This is a genomic window from Shimia sediminis (assembly GCF_003990645.1).
In the GTDB taxonomy this organism is placed as follows: Bacteria; Pseudomonadota; Alphaproteobacteria; order Rhodobacterales; family Rhodobacteraceae; genus Shimia; species Shimia sediminis.
Map to the genome: position 1 here is coordinate 583,787 of NZ_RYZK01000002.1, position 20,441 is coordinate 604,227.

The following is a 20,441-nucleotide window of genomic DNA, read 5'->3' on the forward strand; positions in this document are numbered from 1 at the left end:
GAAATTCTTCTAGAAGAATTTCCTTGTGGGAGAATTTTCTAGAAAATTCTCTACCCGACCTGTCACGATCATTTATTGCGCTGCGATTTCGGCTTCAAAGGCCCACGCCAACCAGGGCAGCATGGTCTCGATATCCGAGGTTTCGACTGTGCCGCCGCACCAAATCCGCAGACCGGCTGGGGCGTCGCGATAGGCGCCGATGTCCAGTGCGATGTTCTCGTTTTCCAGACGTTTGGCGACGGCCTTGGCAAAGGCTGCACCGTCCTGGATGCGGTCATCGGTGAATTTCAGGCATACGGAGGTGTTCGAACGGGTCGCGACATCCTCGGCGAGGTTGGCGATCCAGTCGTTGGCATCGCAAAAGTCGAACACGGCCTGTGCGTTGGCATCGGCGCGGGCGATGAGGCCCTTGAGGCCGCCAACCGAACGCGCCCAATCCAGCGCGAAGAGGTAATCTTCGACAGCCAGCATCGACGGCGTGTTGATGGTGGCGCCGGTAAAGATGCCCTCGATCAGCTTGCCGCCCTTGGTCAGGCGGAAGATTTTCGGCAGAGGCCATGCGGGGGTGTAGCTTTCCAGACGCGCGACGGCGCGCGGGCTAAGGACCAGCATACCGTGCGCCGCTTCGCCACCCAGAACCTTTTGCCAGGAGAAGGTGGTCACATCCAGCTTGTCCCAGGGCAGGTCCATCGCGAAGGCGGCCGATGTGGCGTCGCAGATGGTCAGGCCCTCGCGGTCATCCGCGATCCAGTCAGCGTTCGGAACGCGGACGCCAGCGGTGGTGCCGTTCCACGTGAAGACGACGTCGTTGTTGCAATCGACCGAAGCGAGATCAACGATCTGGCCGTAGTCGGCGGTTTTGACCTCGGCGTCGATCTTCAGCTGTTTCACCACGTCGGTGACCCAGCCGGAGCCAAAGCTTTCCCATGCCAGCATCTCGACTTTGCGTTCGCCCAGGAGCGACCACAGCGCCATTTCAACCGCGCCGGTGTCGGACGCAGGAACGATGCCGATCTTGTAATCAGCGGGGATGCCCAGAACCTCGCGCGTGCCTTCGATTGCGGCCTTCAGCTTGTCCTTGCCAATGGCGGCACGGTGCGAGCGGCCCAATGCGGCATTGCTGAGTTTTGTGACATCGAATGTGGGGGGTTTGGCACAGGGGCCAGAAGAAAAACGCGGGTTAGCCGGCCGCGTTGCCGGTTGCTGAGTAGCCATCAATGCTATCCTTACAGATATATGCCTCTCGTTGGGGAGAGGTGTCCCGCCGCGACACCTATGTAAACCCAGATAAATCAGCAAGAGAAAAAGACACTTCAAATGCAGAAAACGACGCCCCGAACCAGAACGGAGCGAGAACGTGTGTTTCCGATTGGCACAAAATTGACACAACGGAAACTCGTTTTGTTCCCACCGAAAAGGGAAACGCCGCGACCTCGGCAAAGGTCAACGGCGCTATTGAATATCAAACCACTCACGGAAAGATACTCAGCAACAATACCGCAAAATGCCCTGATACATCAATAGCTGGGAACATCCCAAACGACATTAAACGGCTCTCGAAAGCCATTGGGTACGCCGCCTGGTTAGACACCTCGGACGCATGGATGGGCCTGCGCCCGATCCTACAAGCCCGCCTTGACCACCATCAGCTTGCCGCGCTGGCCTTTGTGGCCCTGCGCTCGCTGGGCGAGGCAGACGGCTATCGCACGGCCTCAGCGGCCCTGTTCAACACGATGGACGGGGAGGTCTAGCATGAACCTCAAGGATTACTGCGGCAAAGCTGCTGAGGTACTGCGCTCATCCGAGCGGATGGTGCAACGCAATGTCGAAATCTGGAAGCAGACACCTGAAACTGATGGGGATTTTTACGATCCCGAATGGGACGTCCATCTTGAGCAAGACGAGATAAAAGGCCTGCTCCTTAACCTTGCTGATGCGGCTAACATCTTTGACATCCTGTCGCAAAACTCCGACGCGGCGGCGGATCTTCTAAAAGCGCACCTGAGCGCAGATGGGGAGGCTTCATAATGGCCTTCCAGAGCGCAACCCCCTCCGAGATCGAACGATTGGTCTACTACATGCCCTCCATTGCAGAGAGGGCAGGGAACGATTGGTCCCGCAACTTTGCGCACTCCATCATCAAGCAATGCCATCGCCGCAACTGGCGACCCTCCCCGAAGCAACTGTCTGTCATGCGCGGCCTGGTCACTGACCTGTTCACGCATGGCGGCAATGAGGGGGGCGAGTTCAGCGTCTTGGAATAGCGCTGTGCATTTGAGGGTGTGCTGACACGGCGCACTCTACCCACAAGGGTTTATGCACGGCTTCTCCCAAGCGCCTCGCAAACGCGATGCCGAAAGAGCTGTGCCACGGTTTAGCAGGGTTCCCGTGTCCAAACCCGCCCAAGGTGTCTTGGCCCGTCCCAACGGAAATAACGGGCAAAGAAAACTCAATCCAGGCACTGGTGTCCCCATTCCAACCTGGTCCGTGGCGCGAAAGCCTCGTGAGGGTCCAACGCCGTGGCAACCGAGAGGGCTGGAATAGACCCCCAGTCAAGTCGACCCACGGTGGTGCAGCCCTAGAAAATGCACCGGCAGACGTTCCGAGAGGAGCGGCCCGCGAGGGCAAGGACAACCGAGTATGCAGCCGAAAGGCTCTGGATGGTCTCCAGCGTGGCGTCCCCGACACTGAGGGACATACCACGGCAGAAAGGGGGAGAGATGTGTCTAACAGAAAGACAGGACAGGCAATGAAGAAAGCATATCCACCACTCACAGCAGATCGCTTCGACGCAATCACCAAGGGCACAGAGCACATCTGGGGTCTCACAGGCATTGCCCATGCACTTGGCATCTCAGAGGCTACAGCACGTCGCTACGCGGCCAGACCCAACGTGCCGATCTACAAACCAGAGGGCACGAAGAAATACTATGCGACCCGCACCGAACTTAATCACTGGCTAAGGAACAGAACATGACTGACACACCCACCATTGCAACGCTGGCAATTATCGACGGCAAACCCAACCAAGCAGGCAATCGCTTGCTCGCAGTCTTTGACCTGATTATTTCGGGTATGCGCATCCATGGCTGTGCTCTGCACGAGAGTTCCGAGGGCATAGCCTTTACCAATGGCCCAACTGGCAAGCACTACACGGGCACACCTGTCAAGGTTAAGTTTGTGGATCGCGCTGTGTCACGGGCAATCACGCGGCAGGCATGTGCAGCATACACGGCCATGTCTGGCATTGAGTTGTGTGATGAATGATGGTCGCTGCGATGGACACAGACAAGCTCATTGATGAACTGTTTCGCCTTTCCTTGGCACCCGATGGCTATCAGTTGACTGAGGGTGACAGGCTTGCATTCCACATTGCCGCAACAACCTTTCGGTCAATCGAGGATACACTGAAGGAGCAGGACAGATACAAGCTGACCCTCATGACTTAGGGGCGGGGGTGGTCTGAGACTTTCCGAACTCCATGGGGACCGGCGGGGGGACACTTGCGCAATATTTGCAAGAATCTGGATTTCAGGCCAAATAGCAAATGTGTGGAATTGATAGGTTCTGCAATGCCTTGGTAGCTAATATGCCCCAAGTGCTCCTTGTAAATTGGCTGCATGATATGGCCATTTACACGCAAACCGAAACCCGAGACTAAATCTCTCACCAGCCCCGAAGATTGGCTGAATGAGATCTTTGGCGTGACGCCGACGAACACCGGCGTTTCTGTCACCGGCTCACTGGCGCTCAAGGTGCCTGCGGTGTCCTCGGCCATTCGCGTTATCTCCGAAGCTGCGGCAAGTCTGGACGTGTCAGTGAAGACCGCAGACGAAAGCCAAGTGGTCAATGATGATCCGGCTTATGACCTCCTGCATGGCGAAGCAAACGAATGGACATCTGGATACGAATTGATCCGGGATCTGGTTGCAGACGCGCTACAAAAGGATCAGGGCGGATTGGCTTGGGTAAACCGGGTGGGCGGTGTTCCTCAGGAAATCATTCACTACAAACCCGGCGTTATCACGGTCGAATATGACCAGGACACGCAGGAACCCAGCTACAGGATCAACAACAAGCCCGAGCCATCGGCAAACATCATTCACCTTCGCAGCCCATTTGGCAAAGCGCCTCTTTCGCTGGCCGCAGAGGCCATCGGGGTTGCGCACGTCATGGAGCGCCACGCGGCCCGCCTGTTTGGCCGTGGTGCCCGACCCTCCGGCGCTCTGATGTTTCCCAAGGGCATGGGCGAAGAAAGCGTTAAGAAGGCCCGCACAGCTTGGCGGGCAACCCATGAGGGCGAAGACTCGGGCGGACGGACAGCCATCCTTTACGATGGTGCCGAGTTTGTTCCCTACACGCTCAACAGCACTGACGCTCAGTTTCTCGAAAACCGCAAGTTCCAGATCCTCGAAATAGCCCGCGCCTTTCGTGTGCCGCCTTCCATGCTCTTTGAGCTGGACCGGGCCACTTGGTCAAACACCGAACAGTTGGGGCGAGAGTTCCTGATTTACTGCCTTGAGCCGTGGCTGCGGGCGCTTGAAGGCGCGCTGCGCCGGGGCCTGTTCCTGCCAGACGAACGCGCGGATCGCGTCATTCGCTTTGATCGGGACGACCTGACACGGGCCGATCTGAACACCCGTGCAACCACCATTAGCAGCCTTGTTGCCAGCCGGACGATCAACCCGAACGAGGGCCGGAAATGGCTTGGCTTGCAGCCTTACGAGGGCGGCGATGAGTTCGCCAACCCGCACATCAACACCGAACCCAAACCCGCCGAGAAGGACGATGATGCAACTGAATGAGATCATTGCAGACGCACAGGATCAGGATCGCGGTCGCGAACTTGAATTGGTTGATCCGGTCAATGGCGAGCCAACCGGGATCAAACTGCGCATTGCGGGGCCTGATAGCGTGACCCAGAACCGCGCCAGCCTGCAATTGGCTGACGACATGGCCGAGCTTGCCGACCTGAAAGGCCGGGTGCCTGCGGCGGTTCGTGAACGCCTGCGCATCAAGTGCCTTGCTGCCTGTGTGCTGGGCTGGGAGATCATGGAAGATGGTCAATCCATTCCCTTTTCCCAAGCCAACGTCATTCGGTTCCTGAAGGCCGCGTCATGGGTGCAAGCGCAGGTAGACACCTTTGCATCGGATCGTTCCAACTTTCGGGGGGCAATCTGATGGAGAGAGCCTTTGTTGAAACCAAAATTCTTGCGGCAGAAGATGGCCAGATTTCGGGCATTGCCTGGAAGTTCGGGCAGGGAGATCGGGTCGGAGACTGGATCGAACCGGGAGCCTTCAAATCAACTTCGCTGCCAATGCCTATGCTGTTTGGGCATGACCAAAATGACCCGGTGGGTGCCTGGAATGTTGCCGAAGAAAAATCGGACGGGCTGCACATCTCAGGTCAACTCCTGATCGATGACGTGCCACGCGCCCGAGAAGTACGCGCCCTTGTGAAATCCGGGGCCGTGCGCGGCATCTCAATCGGCTTTGTCACCAAAGATGCCATCACGCGCAAGGGCGGGGGCCGCACTATCAAATCACTCGAATTGTTAGAGGCATCTCTCGTGACGCTACCAATGCATCCGGGCGCGCAGGTCACGTCCGCAAAATCTGCGGTTGAGGCATTGCGCCTTGCCGCATCCCTTCAACGCGCCTCGGCGCAGATCGCTAAGAGGTAAATCAATATGCGACACTTGAAGACCAAAGAACTGCTTGGCAGTACAGCCCTGACCCTCAAAGACGGGGGCGACGACGAACCAACGGATATCGTCACGAAGGCGCTGGAAGATCTGACCAAAACCGTTAATGAGCGGCTGGAAGAGATTGAAGACAAGTCCGACACCACGAAACTTGTGGAGCGTCTAGACAAGCTGGAGGCCAAAGGAAATCGCCCCGGTGGTGGTGAAACCAAGGGCGAGCCTAGCGCAGAGCGCAAAGCGTTTGTGTCTTATCTTCGCCTCGGTAACAATGCGCCAGCCGAAGAACTCAAGGAACTGACGGTTTCGAGCGACCCGCAAGGTGGTTATCTGGCACCAGCGGAAATGTCTTCGGAGTTCATCCGCGATCTGGTTGAAACCTCGCCTGTTCGTTCTGTGGCAAGCGTTCGCCAGACAGGCAACCCTTCTGTGAAATATCCGGCCCGCACTGGCGTCACCAATGCCAAGTGGGGTGGTGAGACCCAAGAGTCGGAGGAATCGGAACCCGCGTTCGGCCAAAAGGAACTGGACCTGAAAGAATTGACCACGCACGTGGACATTTCGAACCAGCTTCTTGCTGATAGTTCAGGCCAAGCAGAAGCAGAGGTGCGGCTCGCACTGGCAGAGGACTTTGGGCAAAAAGAGGGCGCAGCCTTCGTCAATGGCGATGGTGTTCTCCAGCCAGAAGGCTTCATGGTTCATGATGGGATTTCCGAAACCCTGAACGGCCACGCGACAACTCTGGCATCGGACCCGCTTATCAAGCTGATGTACGCAATGCCAGCCATGTACCGCAACGCGGGCACTTGGGTGATGAACGGCACCACCTTGGGCGTTCTGCGCACCTTGAAAGACGGTGATGGGCGGTTCCTCTGGCAACCATCCTTCCAGGCAGGCCAGCCGGAAACCATTCTGGGCCGTCCCGTGGTTGAGATGGTCGATATGCCCGACATCGCAAGTGGGGCCTTCCCGATCATGTACGGCGACTTCTCAGGTTACCGGATCGTGGATCGGGTCCAGATGTCCACACTGGTCAACCCTTACAGCCGAGCGACTGAGGGGATCACCCGCATTCACGCAACGCGCCGGGTCACTGGTGGCGTTCTGCAAGCGGCCAAGTTCCGCAAGCTCAAAATGGCAACCTCGTAAGGGAGAAGAGACGATGCGAGATTTGTATTCCAACATCAAAGCCGAGGCGGCAATCGCCCCGGCGGTTCAATCGGCCTCCAAGGACGGTGATGCCATCGACCTGAAAAACGCAGGCCGCGCAGCATTTGTTTTGAACACCGGGGCCATCGTGTCCTCGGGTGATTTCAGCGCCAAGCTTCAGGAAAGCGACACAACCACTCCGGGGGATTTCACGGACGTTGCTGCCACTCAGGTGAACAGTGATGCGCCAGCGACCCTCGAAGCCGCTTCGACGTACCGCCTCGGCTATCGCGGCCACAAGCGCTACGCGCGGATCGTACTGACCAAGGCAGGCGGGACCAGCATCGCGGCGGGTGCCGTCGCGGTTCTGGGCGACCTTCGCGACCGTCCGGAGGCCTAAGAGATGCCCTGCGCGACTCCTTTTGAGGGCGATACGATCAGCCCAATAGCGAAAGCCACCCTCCCTTGTCGCGTGTGGGATTCCATCAGTCTGGGGGCCAAGGGTGGCGGGATCGTCAAGGGCGGGGTCATGGGCCTCGTCCAGACGATGAAAGGATTGTCATGCCAAACAAGCCACCACGGATATGTGCCTGCGGGCACAGGGTCGCGGCTGGTGTTCGGTGTCCCTGTGAACGCAAAGCCGACACAGAACGCAAAGCACGGCATGACCGACAAAGACCAAACTCAAGTGCCCGTGGCTACAACGGCACCTGGGAGCGCGAATGCAAGGCTTTTCTTAGGAAAAACCGACGCTGCAAGCGATGCGGCGGGGCTGCCAGCCTTGTCGATCACATCACCCCGCACAGAGGCGACACGCCCCTCTTTTGGGACCGCCAGAACTGGCAACCCCTGTGCACCAATTGTCATTCAAGCGCCAAGCAACGTGAGGAACGGCGCTCAAGCACGGAGGATCTGAAATGATCTTTTCTTCTAATGGTGCCAAGTTCTACATGTGCACTACCGCCCAAACCTCTGAGCCAGATCAGTCAGGCTATGAAGCCCTGTCTTGGGTCGAGTGCAAAGAACTCGAAAGCATCGGTCCTCTAGGTGATAGCTCTAACGAAATCGCCTTTGCGGCCTTGAGTGATGGCCGGACACGCCGCCTGAAAGGCACACGCGATGCCGGAACGCTGGAAGTGGTGTTTGGCGCTGATTATGCCGACGCAGGACAGATCGGGCTCATTGCGGCTGAAAAGACGCCTGATGACTATGCCTTCAAGGTAGAGTTTGACGACGCGCCAACCGGGGGCACCCCAAGCGCCCGCTATTGTCTGGCCAAAGTCGGGGCCGCAAATGAGGCACCGGAAAGCGCTGACAATGTGCTGCGCCTCAACGCGACCCTATGGGTTCAGACAGCCTACACCCGCGTGGACGCAGCGGAGGCCTAACACATGGCAATCCTGACCCTTGATGAACTGAAAGAGCATCTGGCGTTCACCGATGACATCGGCAGCGTCGATGATGCCTTGCTTGGGCGGCTGATCTCGGCTGCCCAAAACCACGTTGAGCGCCTTCTTGGCTTCAAGGTGGAGGAGAACTTTGGTGGTCAGGATCAAGACGCAATCCCACCCGCGCTTGTCGAGGCAGTCAGCCAATTGGCCGCGTGGTGGTATGAACAGCGCGAAGCCGCCGGGGAAACATCCCGAGCCATCCCGTTTGGTGTCACGGAAATTGTGACGGAATATCGGGAGTACACATTTTGAGGGATGGGGGTCTCAAGAGCTTTCAGAAGCGGATGCGAACGATCCCAAGGAAGGTTCGCAAAGACATTGAGCCTGCGCTGATGAAGTCCGCGACAGAAATGGCCGAAGCCATGGAAGCACTTGCGCCAGAGGATTCGGGCGCACTGAAAGATAGTATTGAGATCACAGGACCGGAAAGGTTGACGCCCTCCTACTCGCAACCCGGTGGGTCCAAAGTTGTGCCATCAAACGCCGTGGCAATCACAGTGGGTAACTCTGAGGTTCGCTATCCGCACCTTGTGGAATACGGGACCATTGAAGCGCCAGCACAGCCGTTTTTCTGGCCATCTTATCGGCTTCTGAAAAAACGCAGTGCCAACCGCATCAAGCGCTCCATGTCCAAGGCGATAAAGGAGGCGGGCAAATGAGTGTGGACCTTGTTGTACAGAAAGCCATCAGGGCGCGCCTCGTGGCCACACAAGCCGTCACAGACCTTGTGCCAGCGGTCAGCATACTGGACCGCAACCAGCGGCCAGCGCCCAACCCTTCAATCATTCTGGGCGAGTCTCAGATGGTCGATGAAGATGCCATGCACGGCAACCGGACGCGGGTTTATCACACGATCCATATCTGGAAGCGTGAGGCGTCTCTGGAAGGGGTGAAACGCATTGCCGGGGCTGTTCGAAATGCCCTGCACTGGAGCAGTTTCGATCTTGATACCGGATACCACGCGGTGAACTGGCATGTCTCAAATATCCGACCTCTACGCGACCCTGACGGGGAAACATCACACGCCATCGTCACGGTGGAAGTGCTGGTGAGCGAGGCCTTGTCATGAAGTCTGGAAAACTACGCCGCCTGATAGTGGTGCAACGCTTCACCAATGGCGTGAACGAATACGGCACCCCGGAAATGGTCTGGACCGATCATGCGCGGCTCAGGGCCGAGATTGAAACCCGAAGTGCTGCCGAGTTCATCAACGCACAAGGCGCAGGTGACAGGGAGGCCATCGTGTTCCGCACAAGGTTTCTGGAGGGGCTTACCGGCGCTGATAGCGTTCTGTTTGCCGGGGATCGTTTCAACATCAAGGAAGTTGCAGAGATAGGGCACCGCAAGGGGCTGGAACTGCGCTGCGAACGATTGGGGGCAGATACATGAGAGGGACCAAACCACATTTGAAGGAAGATCCTGAGGCCATCACCGATTTGGGCCCGCCTGCCTGGTTGTCCGATGAGGCAGCGGATGAGTGGAACCGAGTCATGCCGATCCTAGCCGAGCGCAAGATTTTGACCGTGGCTGATCTCGGGTCTTTGGAAAACTATTGCATCGCAACCGGAATGGTTCGCGAGGCCGAAACTCATATTCAGGTCTATGGCGCAGTTCTCGATGTTGACGGGGTGTTCAAGCGCAACCCCAGCGTAGGCATTCAATCCGATGCCATGACCCGCGCCAGACTGCTTGCGGCAGAGTTGGGCCTGACACCCGTCTCTCGATCACGGCCAACCATAAGGGATGACGACGATGATGATTCCCTCGTGGATTGAAGACGAAACAGAAATCCCTGATCCTCTGGGCTATGGCCAACGTGCTGTGGAATGGCTTCGACGCCTTAAGCACCCAAAAAACCCGGCACCCGGCCACCCGTTTCAACTGGACCCTTGGGCTGAGAAAACCATTCGCCGGATTTATGGGCCTCGCAATGAGGACGGAACCCGCGTTGTGCGCCGGGTAGTTCTTTTGTTGCCTCGGGGCAACCGCAAGACCAGCCTTTGCGCTGGCATCACATTGTTGCACCTGATCGGTCCAGAAAGCCGAGCGGGCGAGTTGATTGTGTCTGCCGCATCGGCGCACGAGCAGGCCATGGAGCTTTTCAATGAAACCGCGCTGATCGTGGACGATGATAGCCGTCTCAGAAAGCATTTGTCGGTTCGGGAATATGTGAGCCGGATCACCTATCAGAAGAAACGCAGCCGCTACATCGCGGTAGCTTCTGACGGTAAGGTACAGCACGGCAAGACGCCCAACGTGGTGATTGCCGACGAACTCCATGCATGGCAGGGCCGCGCGGGTCTGAGGCAATGGGAGGCGCTGGACTCGGCACTTGTGAAGGTGCCGGAAACCCTGATGATTGTCGCATCCACATCCGGGAGGGGGCAAGAAAACCTCGCTTGGGAAACCGTGTCCTATGCCATCAAGGTTCAGAAGGGAGAAATTGACGACTCGGCCACGCTGCCTGTGATCTTCATGGCGGAAGCCGAGGACGATTGGAAAGATGAGCAACTTTGGTTCGATGTGAACCCCGGCTTGCAACATGGCTACCCGGATATTGCCGGTTTCAGAGATAAGGCCCGCAAAGCCGAACACAGCCCCTTTGAGCGGGACAGCTTCAAGCAATTCAACCTCAATATGTGGCTGGATCAAAGCACCTCGCCATTCGTGGAAATGCGGGTTTATGACCGAGGCGACCATGCGGTGGATTTGGACGAACTGGAGATGGTGCAGGCTCCTTGTTTCCTCGGTGTGGACCTATCCAAGAACGAAGACCTGACATGCGTTGTCGCGGCCTTTGAGGACGGACAGGACGGCTATCAGGTTGTTCCATGGTTCTTTTGCCCGGAAGATAATCTGAGGGCACGGGGTGAGCGCCACGGCGTCGATTATGTTTCTTGGGCAGAGGACGGCTATATCATCCCCACACCAGGTAATACAGTCGATCTGAGGGCCGTTGAGGCTCATATTCGGGAACTCTGCGCCACCTACAACGTGAGGGAGATTGCCTTTGACCCGACCTATGGGCGGTCAATGATGGCTGATCTGAACGACGATGGACTGCCAGCGGTGGAGTTTCGGCAAGGTTGGGTCTCGATGGCACCAGCAGTCAAGGAGCTGGAGCGGGCAATTCTTGCGGGACGCTTAAAACATGCAGGGCACCCGATCCTGCGATGGAACTTTGAAAACATCCAGTTGCATATCGACCAGTCCGGCAACCGTTCATTCCACAAGGGCAAGAGCGGCAACAAAATTGATGGTGCCGTGGCCTGTGCAATGGCGGTGGCGCGTTGTGCGGCAGGGGATGTTCAATTCGTGACGGATGCGGATTGGTTTGATGATGAAATGTACTTGGCCTGAGGTGAAAGATGTCTGACAAAGAACAGCTTATCGTGCAGCTTGAAGCGCGGGTGTGGGATTTCGAAAAGAAAATGAAACGCGCTGAGCGCACCGGGACTCGGTCCTACAAGCACCTGCGTGGCGGATCGCGTTCCGCAACGCGCCAGATGGAACGCGACATGTTGCGGTCCACAACCTCGATTAACAAGGCTCTGGCCACCACGTCGACAAAGATTGGCGTTTTTTCGAAGGCTATGGCAGCGGGGCTTGCAGGCTCAGTTGTGACAGCCGCCTTCGCCGGGATTTCCAGCAATATAAACGATACCATTAAGGGCATTGCAGTAGTTGGCGATGAAGCCAAGCGGTCGGGACTGGACGCAAAAACATTTCAGGAATGGGCATTTGTTGCCAAGCAAAACCGCATCGAAGTTGACGCACTTGTGGATGGTTTCAAAGAACTCAACATCCGGGCCGATGAGTTCATAGTAACCAGCAAGGGGCCTGCGGAGGAAGCGTTTCGCAGACTTGGGTTTTCAGCAAAGAAGCTCAAAAACGGATTGAAAGATCCTTCTAAACTGATGATGGAAATCATCCGACGCATGGAGGAATTGGACAAGGCGGCACAGATCCGTGTGGCAGATGAAGTGTTTGGCGGCACGGCAGGCGAGCGTTTTGTGGAGCTATTGGGTCAAGGTGAGGGCAAGCTGCGTGACACCATTCGAACCGCTCATGATGTTGGTGCGGTTTTCGATGAAGAAATGATCGCGAAAGCCGATGAACTGGACCGCAAATTTCAAGCTCTGCAAACCCGAATGGGGCGGTTTGGTAAAGAGATTGCCGTGGCCTTCGCTGAAGGCATTGAGGGCATTCTGTCAGCCAAAGACGATCTGGACGGAATATTTGGTGAAGCGGATCGTGGACGGGCGGTTCTGGGTTCCGACATTACTGAGCAATTGGAGGGAAGCGAAGACCTGTTAAAGAAACACGCAAAAGACTTGCGTGAACTTCATGCAACCTATGACGAGTTGTTTGGCCTCATAAATCGCATGACCGGCCCTGATGGGGTTCGTGTGTTTGAAATCGACAATGAGGAAGTTCGATTTGCGCTGGCCGATGTCATGGCTGGACTGAAGGAATCCGTTGACCAGTTGGAAAACGGCCAGATTGAAGCGTCAGAGTTTGAGAACGAAGTGGTTGGGCTGGTTGAGGAAGCCGATGCCCTAGCCAAAGAATTGGCTTCGATTGACGAGCAGGGATTTTCCGGGGTCATTGAGGCTATCGGCGGAATTGGCGCAGCGTTAAGACGCGTGATCGATGACTCTCGAACGCTCAAGGCCGAGCTTCCTGGCAGTACCGATGGTGAGATCACATATGGTCCGCAAAGACGTGGCAGCAACCGGCCAACAAGCAAGCTGGCACCAAAAAGCAGCATTCGCCCTCGCTTGCCTAGTGTTGATGCCTCCTTTGACGTTGATGATGATCCATCAGGTGGGGGTGGTTCAAGGGCTGATGAATACGAGCGAGAGGCTGCGGCGATCCGGGAACGCACAGCGGCTCTTGAGGCCGAGGCAGCGGCCCTGATCGCCTCAGCGGCCAGTGGGGGCCAATACGGGCAATCACTTGAGTATGCGCGCAAACGGGCGGAATTGCTTTTAGCAGCCCAGAAGGCAGGTAAGGAAATCACACCCGAATTGCAGGCTGAGATTGATGCTCTGGCTGAAGCTTATGTGAATGCAGGTGATGCGGCTGACGATGCGGCAAACAAGCTGGAACAGATGGAAGATGCGGCAGAGCGCGGAGCCGATGCCATGACGGATGTGTTCGGGAGCATCCTGGATGGGTCAAAGTCTGCCAAGGAAGCGGTTGTTGATTTGCTGATGGAGATGGCCAAGATGCAGCTTCTAAAGGGCATATCAGGCATCTTTGGTGGGGCAGGTGGCGGCGGCTTTTTGGAAGGCCTCTTGGGGTTTGCTTCCGGCGGGTATACGGGCGTAGGAGCAAAGCATCAGGTTGCCGGTGTGGTCCATAAAGGCGAGTATGTTGTTAACGCGGGCCAAGTTAAAAAACCGGGTGTTCTCGGGCTGCTAGAAGCGATCAACAATGGTGCTCCAGGATTTGCACAAGGTGGGCTTGTGCCCGGCTGCGAAGGTGGGCCTGAACTGATTGTCGAAAGGAAAACAAAATGAGTGTAGTCGCCTGTATTGTCACAGACCAATACGCATTAATGGCGGGCGACGGGGTGTGTTCAGACCCTGATGACGGTTGTGTCAAAGGGTACATTTCAAAGCTGACGCTAATGCCCGAGTATGACTGCATCATGGGAATCACCGGTGTTGGCGGTTTCAACTACGTTCTCCAATGGAACATGCCGGGTTCTGTGAATGAGTTCGATGATTTGCTAGACGTATTGCCCGATCTCGTTTTGACCACACACATCCACATGAAAAACCAAGGAATGTACATGTTCGATGATGCCAAGACGAACGTGGTTGTTGCGGGGTTTTCCCGTCGAGCTGGCACGTACAAGGCATATCGCTGCATGACCTACGAGAAAGAGGCCTGGAACACTGAGACAGGGGAAATCACAAAGCTGAAGCCCTGGGAGCTACATGAACTACCCGACGGTATGTGGGCATCCGCAGGTCCCCCGAAAGAAACTCTAGAGCGTTTTGGCCTCCTCGACGGCAACGGAAAAGACGATGTCGAGATTCTGACTCGTATGATTTGCGCAGGCCGCAACGACAGTGGCAAGACGAACCAAGACGGAATGCCCGTGCCATTCAATGCTGGCGGATACATCCAATTGGCTTTGTTTCAAAACGGAATGATGAATTCTTGGGTGGCACACCGCTGGCCTGAAGATGTTATTGGTGAACCGATTGATCCGGAACGTGGTGATCCGCTGCCATCAAACTTGATGGAGAAAGATGCTTAGTCGAGGCTATGAAAGACTTACCTCTCAATTGAAAGAGGCTATCACCACGCAGGCGATATCAGGCAAGCGAGTCGTAATACCTGAAGCCGGGATACTGTTGTGGCAGGTTTTCACAGCGCTTTGTCGGACTCGCAGTTACAGCCAGTGGGGATCAAACCCGATCACATATCAGGAGATCGAGGCGTGGGCGCGCCTAAGTCGGATGCCTTTGCAACCACACCATGTCGACATTTTGATCCAAATGGACAGCGCTTGGTTGGAAGCCGTGGGTAAGGGCGAGAAACCCCAGAAAGCAGCCCTCACGCCTGCTCTGTTTGATGCTGCGATGGGGTGAGGTGACACTAAATAGCGCCACAAGACCAAAGTGAGAACAAAAACACATTTAGCGCAAACAGGGGGTAATTCGTCGCTATGAGCGACTTTTTCCGTTTTGCGTGGGGGCATATGCCACCCCGGAATAACGCCCTCCTAGGTCCCGCCTCAGTGGCTGTGTGGCGATTTCCAGAAATTGGCGCGCCATTAACCTTGCGGAATCATGAATATGATTCTATAACGTAAAAAGCCGCAAACTCTTGCAGGAGTTTGCGGCTAAACTAAACGCCGTTTAGGGGCGAAAGTTACGTTAGTACCTTGGGTTATTACCCATATCGGACCTTTCTAGTCAACCCCTAAACGGCTCCAAAATTGGAGGCGTATTATGCGCAATGACTACCGAAGGCCGAGCAAAAAGCTTTCTTTTAAAGATGCCGTGGCAATCTGGAAACGGATTGGGCGTGGCGAGTTTCAAAACCGCATCGCTGCGGATTTTGACGTTAATCCCGGTCGGATTAGCGATGTTAAACACGGCCGTCTTCATCCAGGCAGCGAAGCCGCCGCGATGATGTAAGAACTGGGTGGGGGCTTTGGTCCCCACCTCTCTACACAATTCGAAGATAGGAGAGAGACAATGGCCAAATCGACATACAAAGTCGGACGCAGCGCTAAGACTGGTAAATTTACGACGGTGAAAAAGGCTCAACAGAACAAATCTACGCACGTTGTTGAGACAATGAAGAAACCCAAAAAATAGACGGGTTTACAAGGCGGCTGTTCCAAGAAGAGTGGTCGCCTTCTGCCAATTGACACCCCAGCAAAATGCGTACCAACCTCAACAAACTCGTTACTTTTGGATGAAGTAATGGGGAGAGGAGCCTGACGGGTGGTTCTGGCTCAACTGTGGATTTTGGTTACTCCGTTTCTTTGCGGAGCTGCTCCAGTTCCTCATCAGTTCTCGGTGGGATGTCAGGTGGGTTGCTCAAATCAGGCTCGGGTGCCCTCAAAGCTCTCTTGATCTCTTGGTACATTGTGTGTGCCGATCCGGCGATAATCTTCCGTAGCTGCTCTTCTTCTGGAAGACCGACAAGGTTCTGGCCGGTCTGGTGTTCCGGCGTTCGTTCGTCGCCCACAATTCCAAAGTACAACTCTAACGCAACTACGATTTCTGCATTCATAGAGCGGCTGTTCTTGGCGGCTGATTCCTTGATCTGCTCCCGCATTCCATCGGGCAATCGAAGCATAAATTTATCGTTGAGTGCGCGTTTTTCATTCATGGTGTCATTTGGACATATTTTTCACTTGACGCAATAGTGTCATTTGGACATATAGTGTCATATGGACACTATGGAGTGATTCAGATGACCAAACCCAAACCAATGCAACTCCGGTTGCCCGCTGCCCTAAAGGACTGGATTGCCTCTCAGGCAGAACAGAACGCTTCCTCTCAGAACAGCGAAGTGATCCGCGCTATTCGTGAGCGGATGAAAAACCATGACCGCATACTGATCGACTATCAGCAACAAGTTCTGGTCATTGATGGTGTGGATGTTGCCCCCGAAGAGTTGAAGCCAGAACTCGAAAAGGTTGGTTTCACTATCGAGAAGATCGAACGCCAAACCCAAGGAGAAAACTCATGACCAATGTTAACGCGGAGTCCGCGAACAACCCCGGCTTGCCTGCCGAGTGCATGGAGCGCCTTGCTCTGTTCGCCGAATGGACCAACACCACGCCACCGGAACGGATTGTTTACAGCAAGGGCAAGGATCAGACGTTCTCTGATGAAATCATCATGTACGCCCACACAACCGGCATGAGCCTTGATTGGTTCTGGCTGGGCGATGAGCGCGGGCTTGTTATGGCAGCGCACAATCAGGCACGGGAGGCACTGCAATGATCGACCACACAAAAAGCCTCTTTGCTCTGCGAGCCTACATTGAAGACGTGCAGCACAAGACCTGTCGTTTGAATGGCGTGATTAAAGCGATCTCACACCTGGAAGGTTGCAATGGATGTGGAGATGGGCAAGCCGCCTTAATCTACATCGCCGAAGACATGATCAAGGAAATCGACAAGGCCCTTGATAGCGTGAACCTTCCGGAGGTGACGGCATGACCTTGCTCAAAGTTAGCGAAGCCTACGTTGCTAAACATCAGGCCAGCGATCTAGCCTACCGCCTCCGCAGCATCATTGCGGTAGCATACTGTGCTTTCGACAACGACTGCGGCTCTATCCCCATGCAACAGCGCGGTATCGATCAAACACTTGAGCTGGCCGAAAGCATGGCCAACGACCTGATCGACAAATGCGAGGAGTTGGAGCGCGCCGGGAAGGCGTCTTAATGAAAACACTCTCACTAGGGAATGAAAGTTATCGGAACATTATTCCATTGAGGTTGACGAGCGGTTATTGGAATGCTATTCCGTAGTCATGGCAAAACTTTCAGACATCAAACAACTTATGATTTCCGCACTCCATGACGATGAACCGCGAGCGAATTCGTTAATAAAAGTAATCCGTGCGGATGGCCTCTTCACGACTGGTGGTCGTGGCATTCATTCGCCAGACATGACACCGAACGACTTCGCATCTGCAATAGCCGCATGTCTAGTAAATGATCCTCCGACAAAAGCTCCTGCCGCTATCCGGAAGCTTATGGCGCTACCTGCATTCATCACTGAAATCGATCCGGATGATGGTGGTGAGTATCGTCAAATCGAACCGGAAAACGTGGTAGGGTGTGACGTGAATGGCAACCCCTATTTGCCACCTTGTTTTCATGAAGACGGTCCTCCCGTCACTTTTGGGGGCGCGCTTTCTCGCCTGTGTTCGCACTACTTCGATTGCGACGAAGGCGATGCCCTAACAGTTTACAGAGTCTGGGTCGAAGATGATGGGCATTCCTTAAAGGCTTGCATTGAAATTGAGGGGCCAAAATTCACAAGGACCGGCTTTCGGGACTACAAGGAGGAGGCAGACGCCTACGCTTGGAAGTTCGAGTTCCTTCAGCGCCAAATCGGGGAGCAAAGTTACCCCATGTCCTCATCGAAGCGAGAACTATCAAAATACTTCATGAAAGCTGTATCGGGAGCAACACGACTTGAGGTGACAGAATATCTTGACATTGAATATGCCAAGGTCGCAGCGGCGTCCACCAGATCAGGTTTTGCGGCGGTTGCTCAGGGAATTGAGCAGGAAGCGGAGAGGTTTGCCAAGGCCGCAATACCGCCCTTGGAGGATCTGGGTAACAGCCTCAAGGATGCCCGAAACCCTTTCGAAGAACTGGGAAAATCCGCAATTGGATCAGTTGATGAGGAGGACAGCTAACCCATGACCACCCCTGCCCTTCTCCCTGACTACACCACACCCGCCGATCTGGCGGCGCATTTTGGTGTTTCGGAGCGGGTCATGCGGGAAAAGGTTCGGGAATTTCAAACATATACTAAGATTGGCCGGAAAGTTGTCTTGTTCCCCGAGCACGTCGAAGCCTTTGAGGAGGCCCTGAAATGTCACTCAAGCTCTACCGCCGAGGCCAAGTCTGGCACTACCGGGGCACCGTTGCCGGAAGGCGATTACGCGGCTCTACAGGCACAGAGAACAAAGAAACCGCAAGGCGGGTCGCGTCGGAAGTCGAAACAAACGCATGGCGCAGTCATCTCGATGGACCGGGGGCGCACGTAACCATGGCCCAAGCAGCAATCGCATATCGTAACGCCGAGAAATCCACCCGTTTCCTTGAAAAGATCGAGGACTTTTGGAAGGATACCAAACTGCGCGACATCTCGGCGGGCGCAATCAAACAGTCATCATTCGACCTCTACCCAGAAGTCGAAGGGGCAACACGCAACCGCCAGGTTATTGTTCCGACGCAAGCAATCATCAATCACGCCGCCGAAATGGGCTGGTGTTCCAAAATTTCAGTAAAGCGGTTTCCCGAGGATACAAAAATCAAGGTTCCGGCAACTGCCGAATGGGTCAAAGCTTTCGCCGGTCAGGCCGAGAAAGACGGGCTGACCCACCTTGCCGCACTCACCCTGTTCCTATTTGGCACCGGGGCCCGTATTGGCGAAGCGGTCGCACTGACATGGGCTGACATCGATTTGACCAAACGCAAGGCTGGCATCAACCAAACCAAAACCGGGCACGAGCGCGAAGCTCACCTGCCTGCGCCTGTTATTGCCGCCCTCGCCAATATCCCGTCCAACCGCAACCCCGAAGACCTAGTGTTCGGCTATGCCTCGCGGGGCAGCGTCTACAAAGTCTGGCACAACGTTACAGAGCGCGCCGGGATTGAGGATATGACACCGCATTGTTGCCGCCACGGCTTCGCTACAACGCTCTTGCGCAAAGGCATCGACGTTAAGACGGTGGCCAAGCTGGGCGGATGGAAAGACGCCGGAATTGTCCTGAAACACTATGCCCACGCTATGGACGATCCCACGATTACCGAGGGCCTTTTTGACACAAATCTGGCACACGGCACCACCAAAGAAACCGTAACCCACTCTAAACAAAAGGAAAAGAAATCATGAACTTAGCCTCTCGTTGGGGAGAGGTGTCCCACGGACGGACATAGAGGGGTGTTTGTGGTTCCACAACAGCCAAAATGAAGCTATAGCGCCGCTTGAACGCTGAAAAGCGACCCCAAATGACCACTATCGGAAACTTTCCCATGTACTTCGCCACGCTTCTGACCTCGCCCGCGACCCCCTCACTCGATCCGGCTTTGGTCGAATCGCTGCGCAATGCCTGGGGCGGTGGGGATGCGAACTGGCTGGCGATTGATGAGGCGGCTGAGTTCTCGTTGGAGGTGATGCCGGACAACCGTTGGGACGTCTGGGCGGACCTGCAGAACATGGGCGTGGATCTGGTGATCCTGCCGGCCGAAGGGCGCCGGAAAAAGATGCTGCTGGCCGACATGGACTCGACCATGATCCAGCAGGAATGCATCGACGAGCTGGCGGATGAGGCCGGTGTGGGTGAGCGGGTCAAGTACATCACGGCCAGGGCCATGAATGGTGAGCTGGACTTTGAAGGAGCGCTGACCGAGCGGGTTGGTTTGCTGAAGGGTTTGGATGAAAGCGTGATAGGCAAGGTGCTGGCGGAACGGATTACCCTGATGCCCGGCGGCAAGGCTTTGCTGGGAACGATGAAGGCCAACGGGGTTTATGCCGCGTTGGTGTCAGGCGGGTTCACGGCGTTTACGGCAAAGGTTGCGGCCGAGCTGGGCTTTGACGAAAACCGCGCCAACACATTGCTTGTCGAGGGTGGAAAGCTGACCGGAGAGGTAGGGCGTCCGATCCTCGGGCGCGAAGCCAAGGTGCAGGCGCTGAAAGAGATTTCGGAGCGGTTGGGTCTGGCTCATGACGACGTGATGGCCGTGGGTGATGGGGCCAATGACCTTGGTATGTTGGGGTTGGCTGGCGCGGGCGTGGCCTTGCATGCCAAGCCTTCGGTGGCCGCGGAATGCGATATTCGCATAAACCACGGCGATCTGACGGCATTGTTGTACATTCAAGGCTATGCCAAATCTGACTTTGCCTGACGCTCTCA

The 20,441-nt window shown here is 55.6% G+C and carries 32 protein-coding genes and 1 pseudogene; 31 read left to right on the plus strand and 2 right to left on the minus strand.

Going from position 1 to position 20,441, the window contains the following annotated elements; genetic code table 11:
- Positions 1-72: 72 nt before the first annotated feature.
- Entirely contained in the window at positions 73-1,215 is a 1,143-nt protein-coding gene (locus EK369_RS07340; RefSeq protein ID WP_127113042.1) for a phosphoserine transaminase, read from the minus strand.
- A 41-nt stretch (positions 1,216-1,256) separates the two neighbouring features.
- Here EK369_RS07340 and EK369_RS07345 point away from each other — a divergent pair, with 41 nt between their 5' ends.
- The 23 genes from EK369_RS07345 to EK369_RS07445 all read left to right on the plus strand — a co-directional run bounded on the left by EK369_RS07345 (position 1,257) and on the right by EK369_RS07445 (position 15,462).
- Positions 1,257-1,751 carry a hypothetical protein gene (locus tag EK369_RS07345; RefSeq protein WP_127113043.1) on the plus strand — a complete coding sequence of 165 codons (495 nt, stop codon included), beginning with the start codon at positions 1,257-1,259 and terminating at the stop codon, positions 1,749-1,751.
- Position 1,752: 1 nt separating this feature from the next.
- Positions 1,753-2,028 carry a hypothetical protein gene (locus tag EK369_RS07350; protein ID WP_127113044.1) on the plus strand — a complete coding sequence of 92 codons (276 nt, stop codon included), beginning with the start codon at positions 1,753-1,755 and terminating at the stop codon, positions 2,026-2,028.
- Complete coding sequence (locus EK369_RS07355) at positions 2,028-2,264, plus strand: hypothetical protein (protein WP_127113045.1); 237 nt, start codon at positions 2,028-2,030, stop codon at positions 2,262-2,264. Before EK369_RS07350 ends, EK369_RS07355 begins: the two co-directional genes overlap by 1 nt.
- A 485-nt stretch (positions 2,265-2,749) precedes the next feature.
- Positions 2,750-2,977: a DNA-binding protein gene (locus tag EK369_RS07360; RefSeq protein WP_127113046.1), complete on the plus strand. Its 228-nt coding sequence runs from the start codon at positions 2,750-2,752 to the stop codon at positions 2,975-2,977.
- Positions 2,974-3,267, plus strand: a complete 294-nt coding sequence (locus EK369_RS07365; RefSeq protein WP_127113047.1) for a hypothetical protein — start codon at positions 2,974-2,976, stop codon at positions 3,265-3,267. Before EK369_RS07360 ends, EK369_RS07365 begins: the two co-directional genes overlap by 4 nt.
- Positions 3,268-3,278: 11 nt before the next feature.
- Positions 3,279-3,449, plus strand: coding sequence for a hypothetical protein (locus EK369_RS21755; protein ID WP_164726907.1), 171 nt, complete (start codon positions 3,279-3,281; stop codon positions 3,447-3,449).
- A 171-nt stretch (positions 3,450-3,620) separates the two neighbouring features.
- Positions 3,621-4,805 carry a phage portal protein gene (locus EK369_RS07370; protein ID WP_127113048.1) on the plus strand — a complete coding sequence of 395 codons (1,185 nt, stop codon included), beginning with the start codon at positions 3,621-3,623 and terminating at the stop codon, positions 4,803-4,805.
- On the plus strand, positions 4,792-5,181 hold the full coding sequence (locus EK369_RS07375; protein ID WP_127113049.1) for a hypothetical protein: 390 nt from the start codon (positions 4,792-4,794) through the stop codon (positions 5,179-5,181). The genes EK369_RS07370 and EK369_RS07375 overlap by 14 nt, the downstream gene beginning before the upstream one ends.
- Positions 5,181-5,684, plus strand: a complete 504-nt coding sequence (locus EK369_RS07380; RefSeq protein ID WP_127113050.1) for an HK97 family phage prohead protease — start codon at positions 5,181-5,183, stop codon at positions 5,682-5,684. Before EK369_RS07375 ends, EK369_RS07380 begins: the two co-directional genes overlap by 1 nt.
- A 6-nt stretch (positions 5,685-5,690) precedes the next feature.
- Complete coding sequence (locus EK369_RS07385; RefSeq protein ID WP_127113051.1) at positions 5,691-6,851, plus strand: phage major capsid protein; 1,161 nt, start codon at positions 5,691-5,693, stop codon at positions 6,849-6,851.
- Positions 6,852-6,864: 13 nt separating this feature from the next.
- Positions 6,865-7,251 carry a hypothetical protein gene (locus EK369_RS07390; RefSeq protein ID WP_127113052.1) on the plus strand — a complete coding sequence of 129 codons (387 nt, stop codon included), beginning with the start codon at positions 6,865-6,867 and terminating at the stop codon, positions 7,249-7,251.
- A 161-nt stretch (positions 7,252-7,412) separates the two neighbouring features.
- Positions 7,413-7,772 (plus strand): HNH endonuclease signature motif containing protein, encoded by a 360-nt coding sequence (locus EK369_RS07395; RefSeq protein WP_127113053.1) that lies wholly within the window; start codon positions 7,413-7,415, stop codon positions 7,770-7,772.
- Positions 7,769-8,239 (plus strand): hypothetical protein, encoded by a 471-nt coding sequence (locus EK369_RS07400; protein WP_127113054.1) that lies wholly within the window; start codon positions 7,769-7,771, stop codon positions 8,237-8,239. The genes EK369_RS07395 and EK369_RS07400 overlap by 4 nt, the downstream gene beginning before the upstream one ends.
- 3 nt (positions 8,240-8,242) lie before the next feature.
- Positions 8,243-8,554, plus strand: a complete 312-nt coding sequence (locus EK369_RS07405; protein ID WP_127113055.1) for a head-tail connector protein — start codon at positions 8,243-8,245, stop codon at positions 8,552-8,554.
- Positions 8,551-8,961 carry an HK97-gp10 family putative phage morphogenesis protein gene (locus EK369_RS07410; protein ID WP_268920608.1) on the plus strand — a complete coding sequence of 137 codons (411 nt, stop codon included), beginning with the start codon at positions 8,551-8,553 and terminating at the stop codon, positions 8,959-8,961. Before EK369_RS07405 ends, EK369_RS07410 begins: the two co-directional genes overlap by 4 nt.
- Positions 8,958-9,371: a DUF3168 domain-containing protein gene (locus EK369_RS07415; RefSeq protein WP_127113057.1), complete on the plus strand. Its 414-nt coding sequence runs from the start codon at positions 8,958-8,960 to the stop codon at positions 9,369-9,371. Before EK369_RS07410 ends, EK369_RS07415 begins: the two co-directional genes overlap by 4 nt.
- Positions 9,368-9,691 carry a phage head closure protein gene (locus tag EK369_RS07420; protein WP_127113058.1) on the plus strand — a complete coding sequence of 108 codons (324 nt, stop codon included), beginning with the start codon at positions 9,368-9,370 and terminating at the stop codon, positions 9,689-9,691. Before EK369_RS07415 ends, EK369_RS07420 begins: the two co-directional genes overlap by 4 nt.
- Positions 9,688-10,077 (plus strand): phage terminase small subunit P27 family, encoded by a 390-nt coding sequence (locus EK369_RS07425; RefSeq protein WP_127113059.1) that lies wholly within the window; start codon positions 9,688-9,690, stop codon positions 10,075-10,077. Before EK369_RS07420 ends, EK369_RS07425 begins: the two co-directional genes overlap by 4 nt.
- Positions 10,055-11,662, plus strand: coding sequence for a terminase large subunit (locus tag EK369_RS07430; protein ID WP_127113296.1), 1,608 nt, complete (start codon positions 10,055-10,057; stop codon positions 11,660-11,662). The genes EK369_RS07425 and EK369_RS07430 overlap by 23 nt, the downstream gene beginning before the upstream one ends.
- Before the next feature lie 8 nt (positions 11,663-11,670).
- Positions 11,671-13,827, plus strand: coding sequence for a phage tail tape measure protein (locus EK369_RS07435; protein WP_127113060.1), 2,157 nt, complete (start codon positions 11,671-11,673; stop codon positions 13,825-13,827).
- A complete protein-coding gene (locus EK369_RS07440) occupies positions 13,824-14,576 on the plus strand; it encodes a hypothetical protein (protein WP_127113061.1) in 753 nt (250 codons plus the stop codon). Before EK369_RS07435 ends, EK369_RS07440 begins: the two co-directional genes overlap by 4 nt.
- On the plus strand, positions 14,569-14,910 hold the full coding sequence (locus tag EK369_RS22695; protein ID WP_438672158.1) for a phage tail assembly chaperone: 342 nt from the start codon (positions 14,569-14,571) through the stop codon (positions 14,908-14,910). Before EK369_RS07440 ends, EK369_RS22695 begins: the two co-directional genes overlap by 8 nt.
- Before the next feature lie 363 nt (positions 14,911-15,273).
- On the plus strand, positions 15,274-15,462 hold the full coding sequence (locus EK369_RS07445) for a helix-turn-helix domain-containing protein (protein WP_127113062.1): 189 nt from the start codon (positions 15,274-15,276) through the stop codon (positions 15,460-15,462).
- 340 nt (positions 15,463-15,802) lie between these two features.
- Here the strand turns inward: EK369_RS07445 and EK369_RS22340 are convergent, their stop codons facing one another.
- Complete coding sequence (locus EK369_RS22340) at positions 15,803-16,165, minus strand: Arc family DNA-binding protein (protein WP_127113063.1); 363 nt, start codon at positions 16,163-16,165, stop codon at positions 15,803-15,805.
- Between the two features lie 84 nt (positions 16,166-16,249).
- Here EK369_RS22340 and EK369_RS07455 point away from each other — a divergent pair, with 84 nt between their 5' ends.
- The 8 genes and pseudogenes from EK369_RS07455 (at position 16,250) to serB (ending at position 20,433) form a co-directional block, all read left to right on the plus strand.
- Positions 16,250-16,528 carry an Arc family DNA-binding protein gene (locus EK369_RS07455; protein ID WP_127113064.1) on the plus strand — a complete coding sequence of 93 codons (279 nt, stop codon included), beginning with the start codon at positions 16,250-16,252 and terminating at the stop codon, positions 16,526-16,528.
- Positions 16,525-16,785, plus strand: coding sequence for a hypothetical protein (locus EK369_RS07460; protein ID WP_127113065.1), 261 nt, complete (start codon positions 16,525-16,527; stop codon positions 16,783-16,785). Before EK369_RS07455 ends, EK369_RS07460 begins: the two co-directional genes overlap by 4 nt.
- Complete coding sequence (locus EK369_RS07465) at positions 16,782-17,003, plus strand: hypothetical protein (RefSeq protein ID WP_127113066.1); 222 nt, start codon at positions 16,782-16,784, stop codon at positions 17,001-17,003. The genes EK369_RS07460 and EK369_RS07465 overlap by 4 nt, the downstream gene beginning before the upstream one ends.
- On the plus strand, positions 17,000-17,230 hold the full coding sequence (locus EK369_RS07470) for a hypothetical protein (RefSeq protein ID WP_127113067.1): 231 nt from the start codon (positions 17,000-17,002) through the stop codon (positions 17,228-17,230). The genes EK369_RS07465 and EK369_RS07470 overlap by 4 nt, the downstream gene beginning before the upstream one ends.
- An 88-nt stretch (positions 17,231-17,318) precedes the next feature.
- On the plus strand, positions 17,319-18,215 hold the full coding sequence (locus tag EK369_RS07475; RefSeq protein WP_127113068.1) for a hypothetical protein: 897 nt from the start codon (positions 17,319-17,321) through the stop codon (positions 18,213-18,215).
- Between the two features lie 179 nt (positions 18,216-18,394).
- Positions 18,395-18,484: pseudogene (locus EK369_RS22715) on the plus strand (hypothetical protein); the annotation flags it as partial.
- A gap of 87 nt (positions 18,485-18,571) precedes the next feature.
- A complete protein-coding gene (locus tag EK369_RS07480) occupies positions 18,572-19,420 on the plus strand; it encodes a tyrosine-type recombinase/integrase (RefSeq protein ID WP_235871358.1) in 849 nt (282 codons plus the stop codon).
- Between the two features lie 140 nt (positions 19,421-19,560).
- Positions 19,561-20,433 (plus strand): phosphoserine phosphatase SerB, encoded by an 873-nt coding sequence (gene serB / locus EK369_RS07485; RefSeq protein ID WP_127113298.1) that lies wholly within the window; start codon positions 19,561-19,563, stop codon positions 20,431-20,433.
- Positions 20,434-20,441 lie beyond the last annotated feature (8 nt).